Genomic DNA, 25,137 nt, shown 5'->3' with positions numbered 1-25,137 from the left:
CGCTCAGGCCCCTTCCGGCGCCCGGTGGGCGCCCGCATAAAAGTCGATCTTGGCGTCGAGTACGACGAGGGTGTCCTGGAGCTCCGCCATCCGCGCGACGACGTCACGCCGGGTCTGCTCCAGAATCTTCCGCCGCTCGTCGAAGGTGACCTCACCCCGGCGGACCAGCTCCGCGAAGTGCACCATGTCGGCGACCGCCATCCCGGTCAGCCGCAGCCTGCGCACGAAGGCGAGCCAGTCCAGGTCGCGGTTGCCGAAGATGCGCTGACCGGTGTGCGACCGCGCCACATGCGGCATCAGCCCGATCTCCTCGTACCAGCGCAGGGTCGGCGCACTGAGCCCGGTGTACGCCGCGGTCTCGCTGATCGTGTAGCGGTCCTGGCCGTCGGGTCGCGGATGGTCCGGCCCCGCGGACACACAGACGTCCACGGGCGGGGACTTCACGGGGGTGCTGTCGGTCACCGTCATGCGGGCAACGCTAGAAGCTTCAAGTGCACTTGAAGCAAGCGCTCCCGCAACATGTGCACGTGAAGCAAGCGCTCCCGCAACACGTGCACGTGAAGCAAGTGCCCTCGGAACACGTGCACGTGAAGCAAGCGCATGTGCACCACGTGCGCTCAGGGCCCGCCCGGCGCCTCGGGCAGGCCCTGACCTTCCGCCGCCTACCGGGGTACCCGGATGACGCCTTCCTGAATGACCGATACCGCCAGCTGTCCGTCGGCCGTGAAGATGCGGCCCTTGCCCAGGCCGCGGCCGCCCTGGGCGGTGGGGGACTCCTGGTCGTAGAGCAGCCAGTCGTCGGCGCGCAGCGGCCGGTGGAACCACATGGCGTGGTCCAGGCTCGCGCCGACCACATCGCCGACCGCCCAGCCGCCCCGGCCGTGGGCAAGCAGGATCGAGTCGAGCAGGGTCATGTCGGAGACATAGGTGACCAGGCAGATGTCCAGGAGCGGGCGGGGGATCGCGGTGTCCCCGTCGAGTTTGCCCTGGGTGCGGAACCAGACCTGGGAGCGGGGCTCGCGGGCCTCGCCGACGGTGCCGAACGGCGGCTCGTCCACGTACCGCAGATCGATCGCGGCCCGGGACTCCAGCAGCCGGTCGACGACGCCCGGGTCGGTGAACCGGTCGGCGTAGCGGGGCAGCATCTCGGCGGCGGTGGGCAGTTCGAGCGGATCCGGTGCCGGTGGCATCGGCTCCTGGTGCTCCAGCCCCTCCTCGTCCGCCTGGAAGGAGGCGGAGAGATGGAAGATCGGCTGACCGTGCTGGACGGCGACGACCCTGCGGGTGGTGAAGGACCGGCCGTCGCGGATCCGGTCGACGGTGTAGACGATGGGCGCGCCGGGGTCGCCCGGGCGCAGGAAGTAGGCGTGCAGGGAGTGCGGCGGCCGGTCGGCGGGGACCGTCCGCCCGGCCGCGACCAGCGCCTGGGCGGCGACCTGGCCGCCGAAGACGCGCGGGACGAGGGAGGCGCGGCTCTGTCCGCGGAAGATGTCCTCCTCGATCCGTTCGAGGGCGAGCAGATCGAGGAGGGAGCTCAGGGCGTCGTTCACGTACGGATCGCCTGGCCGGGTTCCTACAGCCCCATCGACTTGGCGATGATCGACTTCATGACCTCGCTGGTGCCGCCGTAGATGCGGTTGACGCGGTTGTCGGCGTACAGGCGGGCGATCGGGTACTCGTTCATGAAGCCGTAGCCGCCGTGCAGCTGGAGGCAGCGGTCGATGACGTGGTGGGCGACCTCGGTGTTGAAGAGCTTCGCGGACGCGGCCTCGGCGGCGGTCAGCTCGCCGGCATCGAGGGCCTCCAGGGCGCGGTCGGCGACGGCCTCGGCGGCGTCCACCTCGGCCTGGCAGGCGGCCAGTTCGAACTTGGTGTTCTGGAACGAGGCGACGGTCTTGCCGAAGACGGTGCGCTCCTGCACGTACTGCTGGGCGAACCGGACGGCGGCCTTGGCCTGTGCGTACGCGCCGAAGGCGATGCCCCAGCGCTCGGAGGCGAGGTTGTGGCCCAGGTAGGCGAAGCCCTTGTTCTCCTCGCCGAGCAGGTCCTCGACCGGCACCTTCACATCGACGAAGGCCAGCTCGGCGGTGTCGGAGACCTTCAGGCCGAGCTTGTCGAGCTTACGGCCGACGGAGTAGCCCTCGGACGTGGTGTCGACGGCGAACAGGGAGATGCCGAAGCGGCGGTCGTCCTCGCGCGGCGCGGCGGTGCGGGCGCACACGATCACGCGGTCGGCGTGCACACCACCGGTGATGAAGGTCTTGGCGCCGTTGAGGACGTAGTGCGTGCCGTCGGCCGACAGCTTCGCGGTGGTCTTCATGCCCGCGACGTCGGAGCCGGTGCCCGGCTCGGTCATCGCCAGCGCCCACATCTCCTCGCCGCTGACGAACTTCGGCAGGTAGCGCTTCTTCTGCTCGTCGGTGGCCAGCATCTGGATGTACGGCAGGCCGAGGAGGACGTGGACGCCGGAGCCGCCGAAGGTGACGCCGGCGCGGGCGGTCTCCTCGTACATCACGGCCTCGAACTTGTGCGAGTCGATGCCGGCGCCGCCGTACTCCTCGGGGACGCGGATGCCGAAGACGCCCAGTTCGGCGAGCTTGTAGTAGAACTCGCGCGGGACCTGGCCGGCGGCGAACCACTCGTCGTGGACCGGTACGACCTCGGCCTCGATGAAGGCCCGTATCGTCTCGCGGAACGCCTCGTGGTCCTCGTTGAACACCGTACGGCGCATAGTTGCGTCGCCTCCCTGACCGCCGCCGCTGGCTAAGCGCTTGCTCAGCTTCTGTACCCGGCGAAAGCTACCGGCCGGTCACCAGGGCTGTCCAGAGGTGTTCGACGAGTCGTACGCCACCGTGCCCCGCCTCCGGCCCGCTACACCGGCCGGACCGCCTCCGCCGGCTCCACCGTCGCCACCGCCCCGAAGGCACCCAGCGCCAGCCGGTGCAGCAGTTCGGCCATTTCCGTACGGCCCGGGAGGGAGCCGGGGCGGCCCAGGTGGGGGGTGGAGTTGAGCAGGCCGAAGACGGCGTGCACGGCGGCGCGGGCCTGGGACTCGGAGGGGCCGGGGTGGACCTGGCGGACCACCTCCACCCACAGCTCGACGTACTGCCGCTGGAGCTGGCGGACCCGCTTGCGGTCGGCCTCGCGCAGCCGGTCCAGCTCGCGGTCGTGCACGGTGATCAGCGGGCGGTCGTCCAGCGCGAAGTCGATATGGCCGTCGATCAGGGCGTCCAGCACCGCCTCGGGGCTGTCGCCGCCCTCCGCGATCCGCATCCGCCCGCCCTCCAGCAGCCGCTCGCTGATGCCGACCAGCAGCTCGGCCAGCATCGCGTCCTTGCCTGCGAAGTGGCGGTAGAGGCCGGGGCCCGAGATGCCCACGGCGGCCCCTATCTCGTCCACCCCGACGCCATGGAACCCGCGCTCCGCGAAGAGCCGGGCCGCCTCCTTGAGGATCTGCTCACGGCGGCTGGTCGCGGCGGGGGCATGCGCATTACTCATGCGGCCAATTGTAGACAGCCGGGTTAGTGGTCGTTAACCTGAAGGCGTACGACGTTAACGACCACTAACTCGAACGGTGGTGCGAGGAGCGCCGTACGAGGAAACCCGCAGGCAGAACGACCACGCGGGATGACGCTGCACGACGACGGGCAAGGGGGCTCGTGGACATGGAGCAGGCACCGGTGCTGGGGAGTCACGCCGATCCGGCGTCCGACTCCTGGCGGGCCAACGAGGCCGCGCACCGCGAGCTGACCGGCCGGCTGCGCGACACCCTCGCGGCTGCCCGGCTGGGCGGCGGCGAGAAGGCCAGGGCGCGGCACACCGCGCGCGGCAAACTGCTGCCCCGCGACCGGGTGGACGCCCTGCTGGATCCCGGCTCGCCCTTCCTGGAGGTGGCGCCGCTGGCCGCGGAGGGGATGTACGGCGGGGCCGCACCGGCCGCCGGGGTGATCGCCGGGATCGGCCGGGTCTCCGGCCGCGAATGCGTGATCGTCGCCAATGACGCCACGGTCAAGGGCGGCACGTACTACCCGATGACGGTCAAGAAGCATCTGCGGGCCCAGGAGATCGCCCTGGAGAACCGTCTGCCGTGTCTGTATCTGGTGGACTCCGGCGGCGCCTTCCTGCCGATGCAGGACGAGGTCTTCCCCGACCGCGAGCACTTCGGGCGGATCTTCTACAACCAGGCGCGGATGTCCGGCGCCGGCATCCCCCAGATCGCCGCCGTCCTGGGGTCGTGCACGGCCGGCGGTGCCTACGTCCCGGCGATGAGCGACGAGGCGGTGATCGTGCGCAACCAGGGCACGATCTTCCTGGGCGGCCCGCCGCTGGTGAAGGCCGCCACCGGTGAGGTGGTCACCGCCGAGGAGCTGGGCGGCGGAGAGGTGCACTCGCGCACCTCCGGCGTCACCGACCATCTGGCCGAGGACGACACCCATGCGCTGCGCATCGTGCGCACCATCGTCTCCACGCTCGGCGAGCGCGCCCCGCTGCCCTGGACGGTGCGCACCGCCGAGGAGCCCACACTCGATCCGGCCGGTCTCTACGGCATGGTGCCCACGGATTCCCGTACGCCCTATGACGTCCGGGAGGTGATCGGCCGGATCGTCGACGGCTCCCGCTTCGCGGAGTTCAAGGCCGAATACGGCACCACGCTGGTCACCGGCTTCGCCCATGTCCACGGCCATCCGGTCGGCATCGTCGCCAACAACGGCATCCTCTTCTCCGAGTCCGCCCAGAAGGGCGCCCACTTCATCGAGCTGTGCGATCAGCGCGGCATTCCGCTGCTGTTCCTCCAGAACATCTCCGGCTTCATGGTCGGCCGGGATTACGAGGCCGGCGGCATCGCCAAGCACGGGGCGAAAATGGTGACGGCGGTGGCCTGTACGCGGGTCCCCAAGCTGACCGTGGTGATCGGCGGCTCGTACGGCGCGGGCAACTACTCGATGTGCGGCCGCGCCTACTCCCCCCGCTTCCTGTGGATGTGGCCGAACGCCAAGATCTCGGTGATGGGCGGTGAGCAGGCCGCGTCCGTCCTCGCGACCGTCAAGCGCGACCAGCTGGAGGCGCGGGGCGAGGAGTGGAGCGCCGAGGAGGAGGCCGCGTTCAAGGCGCCGATCCGCGAGCAGTACGAGACGCAGGGCAGCGCCTACTACGCCACGGCGCGGCTGTGGGACGACGGGGTCATCGACCCGATGGAGACCCGGCAGGTGCTGGGGCTGGCCCTGACCGCCTGCGCCAACGCCCCGCTGGGCGAGCCCGGCTTCGGCGTCTTCCGGATGTGATCCCCGTGACCCCCAACGCGATGACCACGAGAGGGATGGCGACATCCATGTTCGACACGGTCCTGGTGGCCAACCGCGGCGAGATCGCCGTCCGCGTCATCCGTACGCTGCGCGCCCTCGGCATCCGCTCGGTGGCCGTCTTCAGCGATGCGGACGCGGGCGCCCGGCACGTCCGGGAGGCCGATACGGCGGTACGGATCGGGCCCGCACCGGCCGCCGAGAGCTATCTGTCCGTCGACGCCCTGCTGGCGGCGGCCGCGCGGACCGGTGCGCAGGCCGTCCACCCCGGCTACGGCTTCCTCGCCGAGAACGCCCGCTTCGCCCGCGCCTGCGCCGAGGCCGGGCTGGTCTTCATCGGGCCGTCCGCCGAGGCCATCGATCTGATGGGCGACAAGATCCGGGCCAAGGAGACGGTCCGGGCTGCCGGGGTGCCGGTGGTGCCCGGCTCCTCCGGCAGCGGCCTGGACGATGCGCAACTGGCCGCCGCCGCACGGGAGATCGGCCTGCCGGTGCTGCTCAAACCGTCCGCGGGCGGCGGCGGCAAGGGCATGCGGCTGGTCCGTGAGGAAGCGCTGCTCGCCGAGGAGATCGCCGCCGCCCGGCGCGAGGCCCGCGGTTCGTTCGGCGACGACACCCTCCTGGTGGAGCGCTGGATCGACCGCCCCCGGCACATCGAGATCCAGGTGCTGGCCGACGGCCACGGCAACGTCATCCACCTGGGCGAGCGCGAATGCTCCCTCCAGCGGCGCCACCAGAAGGTCGTCGAGGAGGCGCCGAGCGTCCTGCTCGACGAGGCGACCCGGGCCGCGATGGGCGAGGCCGCCGTCCAGGCGGCGCGCTCCTGCGGCTACCGGGGCGCCGGCACCGTCGAGTTCATCGTCCCGGGCAAGGACCCCTCGGCCTACTACTTCATGGAGATGAACACCCGCCTCCAGGTCGAGCACCCGGTGACCGAACTGATCACCGGATACGACCTGGTGGAGTGGCAGCTGCGGATCGCGGCGGGCGAGCGGCTGCCCTTCGCCCAGGAGGACATCGCCCTGACCGGCCACGCCGTCGAGGCCCGGATCTGCGCCGAGGACCCCACCCGCGACTTCCTGCCCACCGGCGGCACGGTCCTGTCCCTGCACGAACCGCAGGGCGGCGGGATCCGTACGGACTCCGGCCTGTCCCGGGGCGCGGAGGTGGGCAGCCTCTACGACCCGATGCTCTCCAAGGTCATCGCGTACGGACCGGACCGCCCGGCCGCGCTGCGCACCCTGCGGGCGGCGCTGGCGCGGACGGTCACCCTCGGGGTGACGACCAACGCCGGCTTTCTGCGCCGGCTGCTCGCCCACCCCGATGTGGTCTGTGGCGAGCTGGACACCGGGCTGGTGGAGCGGGAAGCGGCCGCCCTGGTGGACGGCGCCGTGCCGCCGGAGGTCTACGCGGCGGCCGCGGCGGTGCGGCAGCGGGCCCTGGAGCCCGGGGTGCCGGCGGGCGGCTGGTGCGACCCGTTCGACGTGCCCAGCGGCTTCCGGCTGGGCGGCGCGCCCGCCCCGGTGCGCCACTGGCTGCGGGTGCCCGGCCACGACCCCGTCCCCTACGACCTGCGGCCCGGCGCGCCCCTCGACGTCACCGAGGACCGTGTGCGGGTCACCGTCGACGGCGTGCTGCACACCTTCCACCGCGCCGGCGACTGGCTGGGCCGGGACGGCGACTCCTGGCACGTCCAGGACCACGACCCGCTGGCGGCCACGCTGAGCGGGGCCGCGGCGGGGCACGGCCTGGACGCCCTCGCCGCACCGATGCCCGGCACCGTCACCGTCGTCAAGGTGGCCGTCGGCGAGGAGGTCACGGCCGGGCAGGGCCTGCTGGTGGTGGAGGCGATGAAGATGGAGCACGTCATCGCCGCACCGCACGCCGGGACCGTCACCGAGCTGGAGGTCACCGCGGGCACCACCGTCGCCATGGACCAGGTCCTGGCCGTCGTCGCCCCGCACGAACCCGCCGAGGAGCCCGCGTCATGACCGCAGACCACACCCCCGCGGGCGGAGCCTCCGCGTCCGGCCTCCCCGTGCCCGGCCTGCCGATGGAGATCCGGGCGGAGGGCCTGCCCGCCCGCGTACGGATCCACGAGGTCGGCCCGCGCGACGGCCTCCAGAACGAGAAGGCCGTCGTCCCCACGGAGATCAAGGCCGAGTTCATCCACCGGCTCGCCGCGGCGGGCCTGCCCGTGGTGGAGGCCACCAGCTTCGTCCACCCCAAGTGGGTCCCCCAACTCGCCGACGCCGAGGCCCTGTTCCCGCTGCTCGGTGATCTCGATCCGCACCGCCTGCCGGTCCTGGTGCCCAATGACCGCGGACTGGACCGGGCGCTGGCCCTGGGCGCCCGGCGGATCGCGGTGTTCGCCAGCGCCACCGAGTCGTTCGCCCGGGCCAACCTCAACCGCACCGTGGACGAGGCGCTGGCGATGTTCGCACCGGTCGTCGCCCGCGCCAAGGACGATGACGTGCACGTCCGCGGCTATCTCTCCATGTGCTTCGGCGACCCCTGGGAGGGCCCGGTGCCCGTCGCCCAGGTGGTGCGGGTATGCCGTGCGCTGCTCGACATGGGCTGCGACGAACTGAGCCTGGGCGACACCATCGGCGTGGCCACCCCCGGCCACGTCCAGCGGCTGCTCGGCGCCCTGAACGAGGCGGGCGTGCCCGCCTCCGGCCTGGGCGTGCACTTCCACGACACCTACGGCCAGGCGCTCGCCAACACCTTCGCCGCCCTCCAGCACGGCATCACCACCGTCGACGCCTCGGCGGGCGGCCTCGGCGGCTGCCCGTACGCCAAGAGCGCCACCGGCAACCTCGCCACCGAGGACCTGGTGTGGATGCTCCACGGCCTTGGCATCGACACCGGTGTCGACCTCGGCAGGCTGACCGCCACCAGCACCTGGATGGCCACGGCCCTGGGCCGCCCCAGCCCCTCGCGCACCCTGCGCGCCCTCAGCCCCGACTCCCACAAGGAGTGACCGATGTCCCTCGATCACCGCCTGCCCGACGAGCTGGAAGAACTCCGGCGCACGGTCGAGGCGTTCGCACACGACGTTGTCGCCCCCAAGATCGGCGACTACTACGAACGGCATGAGTTCCCATACGAAATCGTCCGTCAGATGGGCGAGATGGGGCTGTTCGGACTGCCCTTCCCGGAGGAGTACGGCGGGATGGGCGGCGACTATCTGGCGCTCGGCATCGCCCTGGAGGAGCTGGCCCGGGTCGACTCCTCGGTGGCCATCACCCTGGAGGCCGGCGTCTCGCTCGGCGCCATGCCCCTCTACCGCTTCGGCACCGAGGAGCAGAAGCGCACCTGGCTGCCCAGGCTGTGCAGCGGCGAGCTGCTCGGCGCCTTCGGACTGACCGAACCGGACGGCGGTTCGGACGCGGGCGCGACGAGGACGACGGCGGTACGGGACGATGGCGGAGACTGGGTGATCAACGGCAGCAAATGCTTCATCACCAACTCCGGCACGGACATCACCGGCCTGGTCACGGTCACCGCCGTCACGGGCAGGAAGGCCGACGGCAGCCCGCTGATCTCCTCGATCATCGTCCCGTCCGGCACACCCGGCTTCACGGTCTCCGCCCCGTACTCCAAGGTCGGCTGGAACGCCTCCGACACCCGCGAACTGTCCTTCTCCGACGTCCGGGTCCCGGCCGCCAACCTCCTGGGCGAGGAGGGCCGCGGCTACGCCCAGTTCCTGCGCATCCTGGACGAGGGCCGGATCGCCATCGCGGCGCTGGCCACCGGGCTGGCGCAGGGCTGTGTGGACGAGTCGGTGGCCTACGCCAAGGAGCGCCGCGCCTTCGGCCGTCCGATCGCCGCCAACCAGGCCATCCAGTTCAAACTCGCCGACATGGAGATGCGCGCCCACACCGCCCGGCTGGCCTGGCGCGACGCCGCCTCCCGCCTCGTCCACGGCGAACCCTTCAAGAAGGAGGCGGCGCTCGCCAAGCTCTACTCCTCGGAGATCGCGGTGGACAACGCCCGCGAGGCCACCCAGATCCACGGCGGCTACGGCTTCATGAACGAGTACCCCGTCGCCCGGATGTGGCGCGACGCCAAGATCCTGGAGATCGGCGAGGGCACGAGCGAGGTCCAGCGGATGCTGATCGCCCGGGAGCTGGGGGTCTAGGACCGGGCTCGGGACCCGTACCGGCCGGACGTCGCAGGACGTCCGGCCGGCCCGCTCACCGCGCGGGCCAGGGCACCTCCGGCGAACGGAAGTAGTGGATGCCCAGGGCGTCCCAGCGGGGCCCCTGGGCAGCCAGCCGCTCGCGGTAGGACGGCCAGTCGTGGGTGCCGGCCGGCGACCAGCCCAGTTCGGCGATGCCCGGGAGCCGGGGGAAGGCCATGTACTCGATGTGCGCGGAGGTGGAGAGGGTCTCGGTCCACAAGGGCGCCTCGACGCCCACCACCGCGTTCCCGGGCGCGCCGTCCAGATACCTCCCCGGGTTCCAGTCGTAGGACCGCTGGACGCCCACATAGCCGGCCCAGTGCAGCCCCAGCGGGGTGTCCTTGTCGTACTTCATGTCGAGGTAGGCGCGGTCGGCGGGCGAGAGGATCAGCCCGGTGCCGTTGCGGGCGGCCTGGGCGACCTGCTTGCGCTCGGCCGCGCTGGTGGCGTCGTAGCCCCAGTACTGGGCGATGGCGCCCTTCGCGGGGTGGGCGCCGGTCAGCTGGTGCCAGCCGATCGCGGTCTTGCCGTATTTGGCGACCACCGGCTGCACCTTGTCCATGAAGGCCACGTAGTCGTCATGGCTGGTGGAGTGCGCCTCGTCGCCGCCGATGTGGAGACAGCGGCCGGGGGTGAGCGCCGCGATCTCGCGGACGACGTCGTCGACGAAGTCGTAGGTCACCTTCTTCGGGACGCACAGCGAGCTGAAGCCGACGTTGGTGCCGGTGTAGAGCGGCGGGGCCTGGCCGTTGCAGTTGAGCTCGGCGTAGGAGGCGAGCGCGGCGTTGGTGTGGCCGGGCATGTCGATCTCGGGGACGACGGTCAGATAGCGGCTCGCGGCGTAGTCGACGATCTCGCGGTAGTCGTCCTTGGTGTAGTAGCCGCCCTCTCCACCGCCCACCTGGGTGGAGCCGCCGTAGGTGGCCAGCCGGGGCCAGGACTTCAGGGCGATCCGCCAGCCCTGGTCGTCGGACAGATGCAGATGCAGCTTGTTGATCTTGTACATCGCCAGCTGGTCGATATAGCGCTTGACCTGGTCGACGGTGAAGAAGTGCCGGGAGACGTCGAGCATCGCGCCGCGGTAGGCGTAGCGCGGCGCATCGGCGATGGTGCCGCCGGCAAGACGCCACGGACCGGGCTGCTCGGTGCGCTTCCCCAGGCTCGCGGGGAGCAGCTGGCGCAGCGTCTGGACGCCGTGGAAGAGCCCGGCGGGCCGGCCGGCGCTGATGGTGACCGCGCGGGCGCCGGAGGAGAGCCGGTAGCCCTCCGCGCCCAGCGCCCTGGTCCCGGGCCCGCCGAGCCGCAGCACGATGCCGTCGCGGCCGTCCTTGGTGGTGACCGGCAGGCGGTATCCGGTGGCCGGGCGCAGCACGCCCGCCAGATAGGCGCCGACCCGCCGGGCCTCGGCCGAGCCGTCCGGGACGCGGATGCGGGTGTGCGCGTCGAGGGTGTACGGGGTGCCGCCGGGCCGTACGGAGGCCGGTGCGGGGATGACCCGGTCGAGGGGCGCGGGCGCGGCGGCGGACGGCCGGGCGGAGGCGGCGGAGGTACCCAGCCCCGCCACCGTGAGCAACAGCAGCGAAAAGAAGAGTCGGCGTCGTCTCATCGGCGGTCCCTTCGCGACCTTGTGCACGGGGGGTGTGATCGACACGGTGTGCCTGGCATGTCCTGCATGGCATGGAGCGACCGAACGGTGACCATGCGTACCGTGAGCGTCGTACGCGGTCAAGGTTTAGACCAGTTTCCGAGCGCCATCCCAGGGATCTGCCCGATGTCGGGCAGATTTCTTGCGATTCCCGGCGCGGTTCAGCAGTATCAACGGGTGCTCGATCGCCGTCCCTCCCACGAGGACCTCGTTGACCACCTGGTGCGCAGCACGCCGCTACAGCGCGGCGAGGCCGCCCGGGTGGTCCTGGACGTGCTCGCGTACTTCGACGAGACCACCGAGGGGTTCGTCCGCCGCAGACACCGCGAGCTGCAGTCCCAGGGGCTGCGGAACGAGGCGATCTTCGAGCGGATCTCCGACGAGCTGCCCCAGCGCGCCGTGTCCCCGCCGGCCCTCTCGATACGCCAGCTGCGCCGCCTCGTCTACGGCTGACGCGCCCCGCAGGGCGCCGGGCACACCGGAACAGACCAAGAACGCAAAGTACGTCCGTCACCACGACTCACTCGGAGGTCGCAGTATGTGCGGGATCGTCGGTTATATCGGCAAGCGCGATGTTGCTCCGCTGCTCCTGGAAGGTCTCCAGCGGCTGGAGTACCGCGGCTACGACTCGGCGGGCATCGCCCTGCACGCGAGCGGCACCGGCAAGGCCGGGGGGCTGCGGACCGCCAAGGCCAAGGGCCGGGTCCGTGAGCTGGAGTCCCGGCTGCCCAAGCGCTTCGCCGGCACCATCGGCATCGCCCACACCCGCTGGGCCACCCACGGCGCGCCGACCGACGACAACGCCCACCCGCACCTCGACACCGAGGGCAAGGTCGCGGTCGTCCACAACGGCATCATCGACAACGCCGCCGAACTGCGCGCCCGCCTGACCGCCGACGGCGTGGAGTTCGCCTCCGAGACCGACACCGAGGTCCTCGCCCACCTCATCGGCCGCTCGACGGCCGAGAAGCTGGAGGAGAAGGTCCGCGAGGCGCTGCGGCACATCGAGGGCACGTACGGCATCGCCGTCCTGCACGCCGACTTCGCCGACCGGATCGTGGTCGCCCGCAACGGCTCCCCGGTCGTCCTGGGCATCGGCGAGCACGAGATGTTCGTCTCCTCCGACGTCGCCGCGCTGGTCTCGCACACCCGCCAGGTCGTCACCCTCGACGACGGCGAGATGGCCACCCTCAAGGCCGACGACTACCGCACCTACACCACCGAGGGCTCCCGTACGACGGCGACGCCCGAGACCGTCGAGTACGCGGCCGAGTCCTACGACCTGGGCGGCCACGACACGTACATGCACAAGGAGATCTCCGAGCAGGCCGACGCGGTGGACCGCGCGCTGCGCGGGCGGATCGACGACCGCTTCTCCACCGTGCACCTGGGCGGGCTGAACCTGGACGCCCGCGAGGCCCGCACCATCCGCCGGGTGAAGATCCTCGGCTGCGGCACCTCGTACCACGCCGGCCAGATCGGCGCCCAGATGATCGAGGAGCTGGCCCGTATCCCCTCGGACGCCGAGCCGGCCTCCGAGTTCCGCTACCGCAACCCCGTCGTGGACCCCGACACGCTCTATGTCGCGGTCTCCCAGTCCGGTGAGACCTACGACGTGCTGGCGGCCGTCCAGGAGCTCAAGCGCAAGGGCGCGCGGGTGCTGGGCCTGGTGAACGTCGTCGGTTCGGCGATCGCCCGCGAGACCGACGGCGGCATCTACGTCCACGCCGGCCCCGAGGTCTGCGTGGTGTCCACCAAGTGCTTCACCAACATGGTGGTCTCCTTCGCGCTGCTCGCGCTGCACCTGGGCCGCATCCGCGATCTGTCCGTCTCGGACGGCAAGCGGATCATCGAGGGCCTGCGCCGGCTGCCCGGCCAGATCGACGAGATCCTCAAGGGCGAGGAACAGATCAAGAAGCTGGCGACGCGCTACGCGGACGCCAAGTCGATGATGTTCATCGGCCGGGTGCGCGGCTACCCGGTGGCGCGCGAGGCCTCCCTGAAGCTCAAGGAGGTCTCCTACATCCACGCCGAGGCGTACCCGGCCTCCGAGCTCAAGCACGGCCCGCTGGCGCTCATCGAGCCCGCCATGCCGACCGTCGCGATCGTCCCGGACGACGACCTGCTGGAGAAGAACCGCGCCGCGCTGGAGGAGATCAAGGCCCGCAGCGGCCGCATCCTGGCCGTCGCGCACCAGGAGCAGGACAAGGCCGACCACACCATCGTCGTCCCGAAGAACGAGCCCGAGCTGGACCCGATCCTGATGGGCATCCCGCTCCAACTCCTCGCCTACCACACGGCGTTGGCCCTGGGCCGCGACATCGACAAGCCGCGGAACCTGGCCAAGTCGGTCACGGTGGAGTAGTCCCCGGCAAAAGGCGGGGCGGCGTCGTTGCGCGTGCCACCATACGCACAACGCCGCCGCCTCCCCTTGCCGGCGTCGCCCATACGCCGGCGGGATGCCGCCACCCCGGAGACCGTCACCTCCCGGTGGGCAGCACGTCCGTGCCGCGAAACACGTGACGGTCTTTTACCCCTCCCAAGGGCGCATTCCACTTCTGCGGCCCGGCCGGCGCCTCAACTGCCCACAATCCCCATGACGCCCCCTCAACTGTGTGCGAACCGGGGAGAGCTGATCGCAGGACGGAGCGGTCGGCGGTCAAGGTCAAGGGACGCGGTCAGGGGATGACGATGACCGGCCGCTGCGCGCGCCGCGCCAGCCGCCCGGCCACCGAGCCGAAGATCCGGCCGACGATGCCGTGCGTGGACCCGACCACGATGGCGTCGGCCGCGTACTCCCGGCCGACCTCCTCCAGTTCGTGGCAGATGTCCCCGCCGCGCTCGACGAGGATCCAGGGGACCTCGGTGAGATGGTCGGCGCAGGCCAGCTCCAGCCCCAGCACCTCGGTGCGGTGATCGGGCACGTCCACGAAGACCGGGGGCTCACAGCCCGCCCAGACGGTCGTCGGCAGCCGGTTGGCCACATGGACGATGATCAGCCCGGAGCCGAAGCGCCGCGCCATACCGATTGCATACGCCAACGCGCGTTCGCTCGACGTGGAACCGTCGAAGCCGACCACGACACCGTGCCGGAACGCAGGGTCGCAGGAGCGCGAGGTCTCTTCCGCCGCTTCGAGGTCCGCCATGGGATCGGCGACCTGCTTGCGGTCCGCGGGTTCGGGATATTCGTGACCGGCCATTGGTGTCTCGGCGAGGACGTCCTCTTGCGGAGGGGCGAACGGGGAACGGCGATTGACTTGATCCGGCAGTTGACTGAGCTGGTTCGATCGCGGTGCGCGAGCCATAGTTCAAAGAGGAACGATACGACTGGGAATCATCTTCCCAACCCGATACCCCAAGAGTACGGCGCCACTCCTCCGCTGCCCAGACTCCGGCGCGGGCAGGGGGCACCCGCCGAGGGCGTCAAGGGCCTCGAACGTTCCCCGGAGCATGCCGGAGCGTGGCGCCGATGGCAATGCCCCGGCCTGCCCCCGTACGTACCCCTCGCGGTGACCCGTGATCGTCGGCGGCGTTGTAGTAGCTGCCCGCCGGAAGGGAGCCCGCGATGCCCGCGCCGTCCAAGAGATCACCCGACCCAGTGAGAGATCTTGTGCGCTGGGGCGCGTTCAGCTGCGCCCTGGTGCCGTGCGTCCTGCTCGCGAGCGGCGCCTCGGTCGGCGGCGCGGCCGGCGCCGGCGCCGGGCTGGCGGCGGTGACCTGCGTATGCCGCGCACTGCTGCGGCAATCCGAACGGGCCGCGGCCCGGGTCCGGGTGCGAGAGGTCGGACGGCACCGGTGCAGAACGGGGCAAATGGGGACGGTAGTGCGCGGGGGCGGCCGATATCAGGACCGGCGTACGCCGGTCGAATAGGGCTCCCGCAAGTCTGCGCACGCACGTTTTCAGCCAACTTCTTGCCGGGATCCGACCCCTCCCCCCACCACCCCCCAACCTGGGTGTGAGCTGGGCGGAAAGGACCGCCGGGCATGGTTGTGCCCTACTGCGAACGGGCAGAGCCGAGACGCGCACTTTCCCTGGAGGCCCGACGAGTGGAACGCTTCGTGATCGAATGCTTCGCGCCAAGTTGCCATATCGACATACCAGCGGGTGGTGAACTTGGCACTCCATCCTCACGGGGCACAGTAGATTCGATCTTGGTAACTACGGCGGGGGAACTGTGCAGGACCGAGAGGGCGAGACGACCGAGGGGGGCTTAAGTGCCATGAGCCAGGACTCCGCTGCCGTACCAGATGCCGCACGCAAGCTCGCCGCACGACGACGCCGCGAAATAGTCGCGGTGCTCCTCTTCAGCGGCGGTCCCATTTTCGAGAGCTCCATTCCGCTCTCGGTCTTCGGCATCGACCGCCAAGACGCCGGCGTTCCGAGGTACCGGCTACTTGTGTGCGCGGGCGAAGATGCGCCTTTGCGCACGACCGGGGGGCTCGAACTGTCCGCCCCCTACGGGCTGGAGGCGATCTCCCGTGCCGGGACGGTCGTCGTACCGGCCTGGCGTTCCATCACCCAGGCCCCGCCGCCCGCCGCGCTCGACGCGCTGCGCCGCGCGCATGAAGAGGGGGCCAGAATCGTCGGGCTGTGCACGGGGGCGTTCGTCCTCGCCGCGGCCGGACTGCTCGACGGCCGCCCCGCGACCACCCATTGGATGTACGCGCCGACGCTCGCCAAGCGTTATCCGTCCGTCCATGTCGATCCGCGCGAGCTCTTCGTCGACGACGGCGATGTGCTCACCTCCGCGGGCACGGCCGCCGGTATCGATCTGTGCCTGCACATCGTGCGCAGCGATCACGGCGCGGACGCGGCCAACGCACTGGCCCGCCGGCTGGTCGTACCCCCGCGCCGCACCGCCTCCGATATGGGGCACCAGCGCTACCTCGACCGGTCTTTACCAGAGGAGATCGGCGCCGACCCGCTGGCCGAGGTCGTCGCCTGGGCGCTGGAGCACCTCCACGAGCAGTTCGACGTGGAGACCCTGGCGGCGCGCGCCTATATGAGCCGGCGCACCTTCGACCGGCGGTTCCGTTCCCTGACCGGGAGCGCGCCGTTGCAGTGGCTGATCACCCAGCGGGTGCTCCAGGCGCAGCGACTGCTGGAGACCTCCGACTATTCGGTGGACGAGGTCGCCGGGCGCTGCGGATTCCGTTCGCCGGTCGCCCTGCGCGGCCACTTCCGGCGGCAGCTGGGCGCCTCGCCCGCGGCCTACCGCGCGGCCTACCGGGCCCGCCGGCCGCAGAACGGGGGACCCGAGCCGTCGCTGCGGCCGGAGCGGGGCGAGCGGCCGGAGCGCGGGGAGCGGCCCGGGCCGGTGCCCGGCGGTGCCGAGCGGTTCGCCACGGTGGCCGGGCACGGACCGGCGGCCGCGCTGGCCGCGGCGGAGCCGGACGGGGCCGGGAAACCGACCTCGGACGCCTACGCCGCCCGGATCCCGGAGGCGCCCGTCTCCCGCGGCGCGGGCCGCCCCGTGCTGCCCAGCCAGCGGGAGCGCCCCGTAGGGTGAGACGCATGAACGATCGCATGGTGTGGATCGACTGCGAGATGACCGGTCTCTCGCTGGCGAACGACGCGCTCATCGAGGTGGCCGCCCTGGTCACCGACTCGGAGCTGAATGTGCTGGGCGAGGGGGTGGATGTGGTGATCCGCCCCCCGGCCGAGGCACTGACCACCATGCCGGAGGTGGTGCGCGTCATGCACACCACCTCCGGGCTGCTGGCCGAGCTGGACTCCGGTACGACGCTCGAAGAAGCCGAGCGGCAGGTGCTGGAGTACATCAAGCAGTACGTGCCGGAGCCGGGGAAGGCCCCGCTGTGCGGGAACTCCGTCGGCACCGACCGGGGCTTTCTGCTGCGCGACATGCCGACGCTCGAGGACTATCTGCACTACCGGATCGTCGATGTCTCCTCGGTGAAGGAACTGGCCCGGCGCTGGTATCCGAAGGTGTACTTCAACAGTCCGGACAAGAGCGGTAATCACCGGGCGCTGGCCGACATCCGCGAATCCATCGCGGAATTGCGCTACTACCGGGAGGCGCTCTTCGTACCCCAGCCCGGCCCGGACTCCGAGACCGCCAAGGGCATCGCGGCCAAGCACGTCCTGCCTGCCGAGGGGCAGTCCGCACCGTAGTGACCCAGCTCGCTCCCGGGTGTGCGAAACCCGGGAGCGAGCACCCCTCAAGACCCTGTACACTTTTTCTCAGCCGGTGGGGAAAAAGAACCACACAGCACCGGTCATGGTGGGTATAGCTCAGCTGGTAGAGCACCTGGTTGTGGTCCAGGATGTCGCGGGTTCAAGTCCCGTTACTCACCCCACTGTCAAGGCCCCCGATCTCTGATCGGGGGCCTTGAGTGTTTCTTGCCCGTAGGCGCCGGGGGCTCAGTAGCCGACGGTGAACCGCTCGCCGATGTGGGCGGGGCGCTCGATCTCGTCCACGAGGGCGACGGCGTAGTCCTCGGCGGAGATCCGGCTGCTCCCGTCCTCGGCGGTGACCAGGTCCTCGGTGGCGGTGCGGTAGGCGCCGGTGCGCTCGCCGGGCTCGATGAGGGCGGCCGGGCTGAGGTTCGTCCAGCGCACATCGGAGACGGTGCGGTAGAAGTCCAGCGCATCGCCGTGGGCGTGCATGATCTCCAGCAGGAAGCCGGGGATGCCCTCCTTGTCCCAGACCAGCGTGCCGTCGGGGGTGCGCAGCGAGCCGGCGCCGCCGACGGTGATCAGCCGGGGGGCCTCGTCGCCGAGCGTGCGCACCGCGCTGACGAGGGACTTCGCGGCGGGCTCGATGGTGGCGCGGTGGCCCTCGGCGCCCCCGCCGCCGACCGCGCTGACCACGACGTCCTTGCCCTTGGCCACGGCGGCAACGGACGCCGGGTCGAGGACGTCGCCGGTGGTCACGGTCAGGTTCGGGTGGCTGGCGCTGATCTTGGCGGGGTCGCGGACGACCGCGGTGACCTGGTGACCGCGCTGCAGGGCCTCGTTCAGGATGCGGCTGCCGATGGTGCCGTTGGCCCCGAAGAGAGCGATCGTGGTGGACATGGGGGTCTCCCAGCTGTGATTACGTCCGGCGGCATCCATCCGGGTGCGCGGAGCGGACTGTCGTTTTCCGTCAGCGGTTGTGCCGACGTCTTCTACGCTAGGGGCGGGATCGGGGCATTTCGGGGTAGGGAAGGGACCAGGGATGGTCAAAAAGCGACAGGAGGGGGCGGGGGCCGAGCAGGCGCCGGTACCGGAGATCCGGGAGGTGGCGTTCTCCGCTCCGGCCGGGCGCCCCGCAGGCGTGGAGGTGCTGACCCTCGCCTCGCTGCGCGAGCGCGCGGACGCCTGCCGGCTGTCCACGCCGCACCGCCCCGGCTTCCACCACCTGCTGCTCCTGGACCGCGGCCGGCTGGTGCACAGCGTCGACTTCCGTGAGCACGTCCTCGCCCCGGGCGATCTGCTGTGGTCACGCCCTGGGCAGGTGCAGCACTTCGGCGATCTGAGCGGCGCGGAGGGGCGGCTGGTGCTCTTCGAGGCCGGCTTCCTGGATCCGTCGACGGCGGCCGCGGCCCGGGTGGAGGACTGGTACGGGCCCGCCGTGCGGCACCCCGATGGCGCGGCGGCGCGGCACCTGGACGCCGCGATGCGCGCCCTGCACGACGAATTCGGCGCGCTGGGCGGGCTCCCCCTGGACATCCACCTCGAAGTGCTGCGGCATCTGCTGGCCGTTTTGGTGCTGCGGGCCGCGCACCCGGGCGGGGAGACGGCCGCGCCGGGCGGCTGCGAGGCCGGCGAGACCTATCTGCGCTTCCGGGACGCGGTGGAGCGGGACTTCACCCGTACCCGCCGGGTCGCCGACTACGCCCGGTCGCTGGGCTATGCGCCCCGTACCCTCTCGCGCGCCACCGGGGCCGGGGCGGGGGTCGGCGCCAAGGAGTTCATCGACCGCCGGGTCCTCCTGGAGGCCAAACGCCTGCTGGCCCACGGCGATCAGTCCGCGGCCCGGATCGCCGACCGCCTGGGCTTCGCCGACGCCACCAACTTCACCAAGTTCTTCCAGCGCCGGGCGGGGACGACGCCGATCGCCTTCCGCGCGGCGGTACGGGGCGGTGCGGGGGCCGTGCACGCATAAAGACGGCAGGGCGCAGCGGGTGGGGGGACGAAGTCCGCTGCGCCCTGCCTGGCGGGCGGCGGTCCGTATGCGTGGGGGCGGACCGCCGGTGGGGGTCAGCCGGTGTAGGCGCCGAGGGCCTTGGTGAAGGCCAGCGGCTCCTGGTCGATGGAACTGCACGTCGGCTGGGCGGAGTTGCCGCCTCCGGGGCAGGCCTTGTCGCGGGTGGCGGACCACATCGACAGCCAGGCCAGGTGCTTGCTCTGGGCGAACTTCACCAGTGCGGCGGCGTCGCCGAGCTTGAAGACCTCCTGCTGGACGTCGTTGACGCCGATCATCGGGGTGACCGCGACGGCCTTCCAGGCGGCCGCGTCGCTCAGCCCGAGGGCCTTCTTGAGCTGGCCCTGGGTGGCGGTGGCGGCCTTGGTGGCGTAGGTGCCCATGTCGCCGTTGTAGGAGGCGCCGTAGTCCATCGCCATGATGTTGACGGCGTTGATCCTGACGCCGTTCTTCTTGGCGTTGGCGACGAGGTTCACGCCGTCCTGGGTCAGGCCCTCCGGCATGACCGGGAGGGTGAAGGAGACGTCCAGGCCCGGGTGCTTCTTCTGGAGCTGGGCGACGGCCTGGGCGCGGCGGGTGTTGGCCGCGGTGTTGGGCAGCGCACCGCCCTCGATGTCGAAGTCGACCTTGGTGAGCTTGAACTGGTCGATGACCTTGCCGTACGCGGCGGCCAGCTCGTCGGCGGACTGGCAGGCCAGGCCCAGCTCGGAGCCGTTGGCGCCGCCGAAGGAGACCCGGACGTCGCCGCCGGCCGTGCGCAGCGCGGGTATCTGCTTGGCCACCGGGTCGTTGCCGAGCTCAACCGCGCCGCCCCACTTGGGCGTACAGCCGCCGCCGGAAGTGACGAAGGCCAGGTTGAAGGTCTTCACCCCGGTCTTCTTGGCGGTGCCCGCCAGGTCGTAGGCGGGGGTGAGGGAGGTGTCGACGTACGGGGCGAAGCCGGCGCCCGCCTTCGCGGAGCGGGCGCCGGTCTGCGGTGCCTTGGAGGCCATGGCGGAGCCTGCGACGGCGAAGGCACCGCCGGCCGCGACGGCGGCGGCCGCGCCGGTCACGATCAGCTTGGTGGTGCGGCTGGTGCGGCGGCGGTGTGCCGAGGGAGTCATGGGGGTCCTGCCTGTCGTCGCGTGGGGGGCTGGGTGCGCTGGGGGGTGCGCCGGGGGTGCGCCGGTTGTGCACTGGGGGTGCATCCGGGTGTGCCCCACACGCTAGCGGCCGGGAAACGGACAATTGCCGGTATTGGGGCCGCCGTTGGCGGAATTATGACTCGCTTAAGGAAGCGGAAGGGACCGGTTAAGAGGCCCTGGCATCCCGGTCGGCCACGCGCCGCCGCCGGCCCAAGTGGTCCGTCCCGGGCAGGAGTCCCCGGCGGCCCGGCGGCCCGGCGGCCCGGACGGCCAGGTGTCCTGGTCGGCCCGGCGGCCCGGACGGTCAGGAGCCCCCGTCGGCCCGGCAGTCCGGACGGTCAAAGGCCCCGGCCGGCCCGGAGCGCGCGCCGCCCCCGGGCGCCCAGGCGGCGCCGCAGCCGGTGTCCGCGCCGTACCCCGTGCTCGGCCCGCCGCCCGCCCTCCCGCGCCAGCCAGACCCGTACCTCGGTGCCGCCCAGCACCGAGCGGCCGATACGGACATCACCGCCGGTGGATTCGGCCAGCCGTCGCACGATGTCCAGCCCGAGCCCGGTGGACCCTCCCCCAGCTACCGCTGGGTGGTGCCCCCACCCACCGCCGCCCGACCAACCGCGGCGCAGCGCCGCATCCGGGTCCTCGATCCCCGGCCCCGCGTCCGAGACCAGCACGATCACCGCGTCGTCGGCGTTGTGCACATCGACCGCGAAAGCGGTGCCCTCGGGGGTGTGCCGGAAGACATTGCCGAGCATCGCGTCCAGCGCGGCGGCCAGATCGGGGCGGGCGACGGGGATGCGGACGGGACGGTCGGCACCCGCGATCCGCACCGTACGGCCCTCGTCCTCGGCCAGTGCCGACCAGAAGGCCATCCGCTCGCGGATCACCTCGGCGGCGTCGCAGCCGGCTGCCGCGGCGGCCTGCTGGGTGTGCGCCTTCTGCTCGCGGGCGGTGCGGATGATCTGGTCGACCTCGCGCTCCAGCTGTGCGACGGCGGCCCGGGTCTGTTCGGCGGCCGAGGTGTCGCCCAGCGAGGCGGCGTTCAGGCGCAGAACGGTGAGCGGGGTGCGCAGCCGGTGCGAGAGGTCGGCGGCCAGTTCGCGTTCGTTGGCGAGCAGCTGGACGACCTGGTCGGCCATCGAGTTGAAGGCGCTGGCCGCGGAGCGCAGCTCCTTCGGGCCGTCCTCGGGGACGCGTACCCCGAGCTTTCCCCTGCCCAGGTCGTGCGCGGCGCCCGCCAGCCGCTCGGCGGGGCGCACCATCTTGGTGCCGAGCCGGTCGGCGACGGCGACCGAGCCGATGATCAGCGCCAGGCCGACGCCGGCCAGCACCACCCAGGAGGTGGTGACCCCGTTGGTGAGCGCATCGTCCGGGACGAACACCTCGACGACGGCGATACCGGAGGCGACGGCGGTCGGCTGGAGGAGGGAGGAGCCGCCGGGAACGGGCGAGATGGAGGCGCGGCCCAGTCTGACCGCGGCGTCCACGTCCTGGGGGGCGGCCCGGCGGGTGCCGATCTCCAGGGGGCGGGCGTTGGCACCGCCGGCCGGGACGTGGAGGCCGATCCGGCCGCCCGGGCCGGTCTCCGCGCTGGCCAGGGCGCGTTCGAGCTGGGTGCGGTCGGTGGTGATGGCGAGGACCGGGCCGATGGTGGCGGCCTGCCGCTCGGCGTTGGAGAACGCGCGGTCGCTGGCCATCTCCTTGACGACGAGCCCGAGCGGTATCGCGAACGCCACCACGACCATCACGGTGACCGCCAGCGCCACCTTGACCAGCGCCCATCTCACAGCGGGGGCTCCAGCTTCACGCCCACACCCCGCAGGGTGTGCAGATAACGGGGCTTGGCCGCGGTTTCACCCAATTTGCGGCGGAGCCAGGAGAGATGGACGTCGATGGTCTGGTCGTCCCCGTACGCCTGCTGCCAGACCTCGGCGAGCAGTTCCTTACGGGCCACTACCACGCCCGGCCGCTCGGCGAGGAAGGCCAGCAGGTCGAATTCGCGGCGGGTCAGATCGAGCGCCACCCCGTCCAGTTCGGCCTGGCGGCGCAGCGGGTCGATGGTCAGGCCGCCTACCCGCATCACCCGGGAGGGCGGTTCCGACCCGTTGGCGCTCACGCGGGAGCGGCGCAGCACGGCCGCCATCCGGGCGGAGAGATGTTCGACGGAGAACGGCTTGGTGAGGTAGTCGTCGGCGCCGTCGTTCAGCAACCGTACGATTTCGGCCTCGTCGTCCCGGGCGGTGGCGATGATGACCGGCACATCGGTGATACCGCGCAGCATCTTCAGCGCCTCGGAACCGTCCAGATCCGGCAGCCCCAGGTCGAGAATGACCACGTCGAAGCCGACCTGCGCGACCTCGCGCAGCGCCTCCAGGGCGGTGCCGACGCTGCGTACCGCGTGGGAGGCGTCGGTCAGATGCCGGATGAGGGCCGAGCGTACGAACTGATCGTCCTCGACGACGAGCACACGTGCCATGGGCGGCACCGTACGCCATTCGGGCCACTGCCCCCGCCCGAGGTTGACACCCGCCGGGGATGCCGGCCGTCACGGGAGGGCTGCAACGGGGCGCGGCGGTGGTGCAGTATGAGCCAAATGCAACGAGGACTGGTTCACGCACTGGCCTGGACGCTGGCGACGGGCGCCGCGGTCACCTTGTCATGGTTCGGCGTGCACACGGTGCTTTCGGGTACGGCCTACGACGCGCCCCGCGCACTGCCGCTCTCCGACCACCTGACCGCGGGCGGCGCGGCCACACCCCGCGCCTCCTCCACCCACCGCCCCAAGCCCTCCGCCCCGGCGGACCCCCCCTCCCACTCCCCCTCCGCCACCCCCTCCCCCCCCACCGGCGACGACCGGCCCCACCACCCCACCCTCGCCCCGCCGGCCGGCTCCTCCCCCACCAGCGACGGCCGGATCAGGAGCTACGCCACGGCGGGCGGCCGGGTCGTCCTCGACATGGGCGCCCAGTCCGCGGAACTGGTATCGGCAACGCCCAACTCCGGCTGGGAAATGCAGGTGTGGAAACAGGACGAGTGGCTCCGGGTGGAATTCACGGGCGGCGCCTCACACTCATCGGTGATCTGCACCTGGAACGGACACCCGCCGGCGGTGCAGACGACCTATCAGGCCACGTAGGGCGAGCGGTGGCCGGCGGGCCCGTAACTCTTGGGGCGTGTCCCCGGGGGCGTAACCCTTAGGGGGAGGTAGCCCTTTGGGGTGCCTGGCCCTTACGGGGCGGTCGAACGGATCCCTAGGGGGCGGTCGAACGGATCCCCTAAGGGACGCGAGGCCCCCCTGCGGGGCCACAACGCGGCGGGGGTGAGGGGTATTCCCCTGCCACCGACGACATTCCGCGGTCGCGGACCGTGGATTCCCCGGCCGCGGTCCGCGAGATCCGCGGTCGCGGTTCCGTCAGGCGAAGGTGTCCGCCGGTGGAGGCGGGGAGGCCACTGCCGTGGCGTCGGTGACGGGGGGTGTGCCGCCGGTGAAGTCCAGGAGGGCGCGGCCGTGTTCGACGCGGCCGGCGTGCGGGTCGCCCGCTGCGCGGCGGGTCAGTTCGGCGAGCGGGAGCGGGCGGTCGGAGGCCAGGAGTACGGCGTTGCCGAAGCGTTTGCCGCGCAGGACGGCCGGGTCGGCGGTCAGGCACAGTTCGGGGAAGGCCGTACGGACGGTGGCGATCTGACCGCGCAGGAAGCGCAGCGGCGGGCCGTCGGCGAGGTTGGCCGCGTAGCAGCCGCCGGGCTGCAGCGCCCGCCGTACCTCGGCCACGAATTCCGTGCTGGTCAGATGCGCGGGCGTACGGGCCCCGCCGAAGACGTCCGCGATGATCAGGTCCGCCCAGCCGTCCGGGATCTTCGCCAGCCCCGCGCGGGCGTCCGCGCCCCGCACCCGGATACGCCAGCCGCTCTCCAACGGGAGCCGCTCGCGGACCAGTTGGACGAGAGGGGCGTCGATCTCCAGCACTTGCTGGGTGGAGCGGGGCCGGGTGGCGGCGATATAGCGCGCCATGGTCAGCGCGCCGCCGCCGAGATGGACGGCCTGGAGCGGTTTGCCGGGCGGCGCGGCGAGGTCGGCGACATGGCCGAGGCGGCGCTGGTAGGAGAACTCCAGGTACGCCGGGTCGTCGAGGTCCACATGCGACTGCGGGGCCCCGTCGATCAGCAGCGTCCAGCCGCGCGGACGGTCCCGGTCGGGACGGAACTCGGCGAGTCCGCCGTCCACCGTCCGGGTGACGGATTCCGGGCCGCCGCGCCCGCGCCTGCTCTTTGCCATGCCTCAAGTATCCGGCGGGCGGCGCGCCACCGGCCGCGGCCCCCGGGTACGGCGAAGCGGCGGCCCGCCCCGGGGCGCTTGCCCCGGGCGGCCCGCCGCAGCACACCACGACCCGCCGGCCCGATGCCCTTCCGGACCGGCGCTCAGGTCACTTGTTGAGGCAGATGTTCCCGAACGCCGGGTTGATCAGCGCAAAACCGTCGACGCTGTTGCCGCACACATTGATCGGGATGTCGATCGGGAACTGGATGACGTTGCCGCTGAACGCACCCGGGGAGTGCTTCGCAAAGCCGACGGCGGTCGCGCCGCGGCCGTGGTGGTGGTGACCGCCGGCGGTGGCGACGGATGCACTGCCCAGCACCATGGCACAGCTCACCGCAGCCATGGTGGTGGTCCTGACGAATCGCTTCATCACCTTTCTCCTTTCATTCGCGAATGGGGCATGGGTCACAACGAGCATCCCGAGTC

At 71.5% G+C, this 25,137-nt stretch carries 21 protein-coding genes, 1 tRNA gene and 1 pseudogene; 11 read left to right on the top strand and 12 right to left on the bottom strand.

The genetic code is table 11. The features are described 5' to 3' along the window. Nucleotides 1-3: 3 nt before the first annotated feature. The 4 genes from SNA_RS05950 to SNA_RS05935 all read right to left on the bottom strand — a co-directional run bounded on the left by SNA_RS05950 (nucleotide 4) and on the right by SNA_RS05935 (nucleotide 3,498). The gene (locus tag SNA_RS05950) at nucleotides 4-468 is read right to left on the bottom strand and encodes a MerR family transcriptional regulator (RefSeq protein WP_030067525.1); all 465 of its coding nucleotides are present in this window, start codon (nucleotides 466-468) and stop codon (nucleotides 4-6) included. A 194-nt stretch (nucleotides 469-662) separates the two neighbouring features. Beyond that, complete coding sequence (locus SNA_RS05945) at nucleotides 663-1,550, bottom strand: acyl-CoA thioesterase (RefSeq protein WP_030067526.1); 888 nt, start codon at nucleotides 1,548-1,550, stop codon at nucleotides 663-665. Between the two features lie 23 nt (nucleotides 1,551-1,573). Further along, nucleotides 1,574-2,731, bottom strand: a complete 1,158-nt coding sequence (locus tag SNA_RS05940) for an acyl-CoA dehydrogenase family protein (RefSeq protein WP_044363635.1) — start codon at nucleotides 2,729-2,731, stop codon at nucleotides 1,574-1,576. A 140-nt stretch (nucleotides 2,732-2,871) separates the two neighbouring features. Then, complete coding sequence (locus tag SNA_RS05935; protein ID WP_044363634.1) at nucleotides 2,872-3,498, bottom strand: SACE_7040 family transcriptional regulator; 627 nt, start codon at nucleotides 3,496-3,498, stop codon at nucleotides 2,872-2,874. Between the two features lie 167 nt (nucleotides 3,499-3,665). On the opposite strand from SNA_RS05935, the gene SNA_RS05930 reads away from it, so the two are divergent. From SNA_RS05930 to SNA_RS05915, 4 genes are read left to right on the top strand one after another with little or no spacing between them, the layout of a single operon-like run. Further along, entirely contained in the window at nucleotides 3,666-5,282 is a 1,617-nt protein-coding gene (locus SNA_RS05930) for a carboxyl transferase domain-containing protein (RefSeq protein WP_030067529.1), read from the top strand. A gap of 35 nt (nucleotides 5,283-5,317) precedes the next feature. After that, complete coding sequence (locus tag SNA_RS05925; RefSeq protein ID WP_044363633.1) at nucleotides 5,318-7,291, top strand: acetyl/propionyl/methylcrotonyl-CoA carboxylase subunit alpha; 1,974 nt, start codon at nucleotides 5,318-5,320, stop codon at nucleotides 7,289-7,291. Beyond that, a complete protein-coding gene (locus tag SNA_RS05920) occupies nucleotides 7,288-8,283 on the top strand; it encodes a hydroxymethylglutaryl-CoA lyase (protein ID WP_044363632.1) in 996 nt (331 codons plus the stop codon). The genes SNA_RS05925 and SNA_RS05920 overlap by 4 nt, the downstream gene beginning before the upstream one ends. Nucleotides 8,284-8,286: 3 nt before the next feature. Then, nucleotides 8,287-9,444, top strand: coding sequence for an acyl-CoA dehydrogenase family protein (locus SNA_RS05915; RefSeq protein ID WP_044363630.1), 1,158 nt, complete (start codon nucleotides 8,287-8,289; stop codon nucleotides 9,442-9,444). A gap of 55 nt (nucleotides 9,445-9,499) precedes the next feature. Here SNA_RS05915 and SNA_RS05910 read toward each other — a convergent pair whose 3' ends face one another. Further along, the gene (locus tag SNA_RS05910; RefSeq protein WP_030067533.1) at nucleotides 9,500-11,092 is read right to left on the bottom strand and encodes a beta-N-acetylhexosaminidase; all 1,593 of its coding nucleotides are present in this window, start codon (nucleotides 11,090-11,092) and stop codon (nucleotides 9,500-9,502) included. A 216-nt stretch (nucleotides 11,093-11,308) separates the two neighbouring features. On the opposite strand from SNA_RS05910, the gene SNA_RS05905 reads away from it, so the two are divergent. Next, a complete protein-coding gene (locus tag SNA_RS05905) occupies nucleotides 11,309-11,584 on the top strand; it encodes a hypothetical protein (RefSeq protein WP_030067534.1) in 276 nt (91 codons plus the stop codon). A gap of 85 nt (nucleotides 11,585-11,669) precedes the next feature. Next, nucleotides 11,670-13,496, top strand: coding sequence for a glutamine--fructose-6-phosphate transaminase (isomerizing) (gene glmS / locus SNA_RS05900; RefSeq protein WP_030067535.1), 1,827 nt, complete (start codon nucleotides 11,670-11,672; stop codon nucleotides 13,494-13,496). A 313-nt stretch (nucleotides 13,497-13,809) separates the two neighbouring features. Here the strand turns inward: glmS and SNA_RS05895 are convergent, their stop codons facing one another. Then, entirely contained in the window at nucleotides 13,810-14,331 is a 522-nt protein-coding gene (locus SNA_RS05895) for a universal stress protein (protein WP_030067536.1), read from the bottom strand. 1,020 nt (nucleotides 14,332-15,351) lie between these two features. Here SNA_RS05895 and SNA_RS05885 point away from each other — a divergent pair. The 3 genes from SNA_RS05885 to SNA_RS05875 all read left to right on the top strand — a co-directional run bounded on the left by SNA_RS05885 (nucleotide 15,352) and on the right by SNA_RS05875 (nucleotide 17,449). Further along, nucleotides 15,352-16,641, top strand: coding sequence for a GlxA family transcriptional regulator (locus SNA_RS05885; protein ID WP_044363626.1), 1,290 nt, complete (start codon nucleotides 15,352-15,354; stop codon nucleotides 16,639-16,641). Between the two features lie 5 nt (nucleotides 16,642-16,646). Beyond that, entirely contained in the window at nucleotides 16,647-17,264 is a 618-nt protein-coding gene (gene orn / locus SNA_RS05880; protein WP_030067538.1) for an oligoribonuclease, read from the top strand. 109 nt (nucleotides 17,265-17,373) lie between these two features. After that, a tRNA-His gene (locus tag SNA_RS05875) sits at nucleotides 17,374-17,449 on the top strand. Between the two features lie 64 nt (nucleotides 17,450-17,513). On the opposite strand, the gene SNA_RS05870 is transcribed toward SNA_RS05875, so the two are convergent. Beyond that, entirely contained in the window at nucleotides 17,514-18,167 is a 654-nt protein-coding gene (locus tag SNA_RS05870) for an NAD(P)-dependent oxidoreductase (RefSeq protein ID WP_030067539.1), read from the bottom strand. A gap of 142 nt (nucleotides 18,168-18,309) precedes the next feature. Between SNA_RS05870 and SNA_RS05865 the strand changes: the two genes are divergently transcribed. Then, nucleotides 18,310-19,239: a helix-turn-helix domain-containing protein gene (locus tag SNA_RS05865; protein WP_030067540.1), complete on the top strand. Its 930-nt coding sequence runs from the start codon at nucleotides 18,310-18,312 to the stop codon at nucleotides 19,237-19,239. A 95-nt stretch (nucleotides 19,240-19,334) separates the two neighbouring features. Here SNA_RS05865 and SNA_RS05860 read toward each other — a convergent pair. From SNA_RS05860 to SNA_RS05850, 3 genes and pseudogenes are all read right to left on the bottom strand, one after another. Beyond that, nucleotides 19,335-20,231 (bottom strand): annotated as a pseudogene (locus SNA_RS05860) (chitinase); the annotation flags it as partial. 509 nt (nucleotides 20,232-20,740) lie between these two features. Then, complete coding sequence (locus SNA_RS05855; RefSeq protein ID WP_044363622.1) at nucleotides 20,741-22,183, bottom strand: sensor histidine kinase; 1,443 nt, start codon at nucleotides 22,181-22,183, stop codon at nucleotides 20,741-20,743. Next, nucleotides 22,180-22,872, bottom strand: coding sequence for a response regulator transcription factor (locus SNA_RS05850; protein WP_030067544.1), 693 nt, complete (start codon nucleotides 22,870-22,872; stop codon nucleotides 22,180-22,182). Before SNA_RS05850 ends, SNA_RS05855 begins: the two co-directional genes overlap by 4 nt. Nucleotides 22,873-22,980: 108 nt before the next feature. On the opposite strand from SNA_RS05850, the gene SNA_RS42120 reads away from it, so the two are divergent. Further along, complete coding sequence (locus tag SNA_RS42120) at nucleotides 22,981-23,532, top strand: hypothetical protein (RefSeq protein ID WP_198534986.1); 552 nt, start codon at nucleotides 22,981-22,983, stop codon at nucleotides 23,530-23,532. Nucleotides 23,533-23,808: 276 nt separating this feature from the next. Here the strand turns inward: SNA_RS42120 and SNA_RS05840 are convergent, their stop codons facing one another. Continuing rightward, on the bottom strand, nucleotides 23,809-24,669 hold the full coding sequence (locus SNA_RS05840; protein ID WP_044363618.1) for a spermidine synthase: 861 nt from the start codon (nucleotides 24,667-24,669) through the stop codon (nucleotides 23,809-23,811). A 148-nt stretch (nucleotides 24,670-24,817) separates the two neighbouring features. After that, on the bottom strand, nucleotides 24,818-25,081 hold the full coding sequence (locus SNA_RS05835; protein WP_030073941.1) for a chaplin: 264 nt from the start codon (nucleotides 25,079-25,081) through the stop codon (nucleotides 24,818-24,820). Nucleotides 25,082-25,137: the final 56 nt, after the last annotated feature.

It is taken from the genome of Streptomyces natalensis ATCC 27448, assembly GCF_000935125.1.
In the GTDB taxonomy this organism is placed as follows: Bacteria; Actinomycetota; Actinomycetes; order Streptomycetales; family Streptomycetaceae; genus Streptomyces; species Streptomyces natalensis.
The sequence above is the reverse complement of the archived record's forward strand: the minus strand, read 5'-3'. Positions and strand labels throughout refer to the sequence as shown.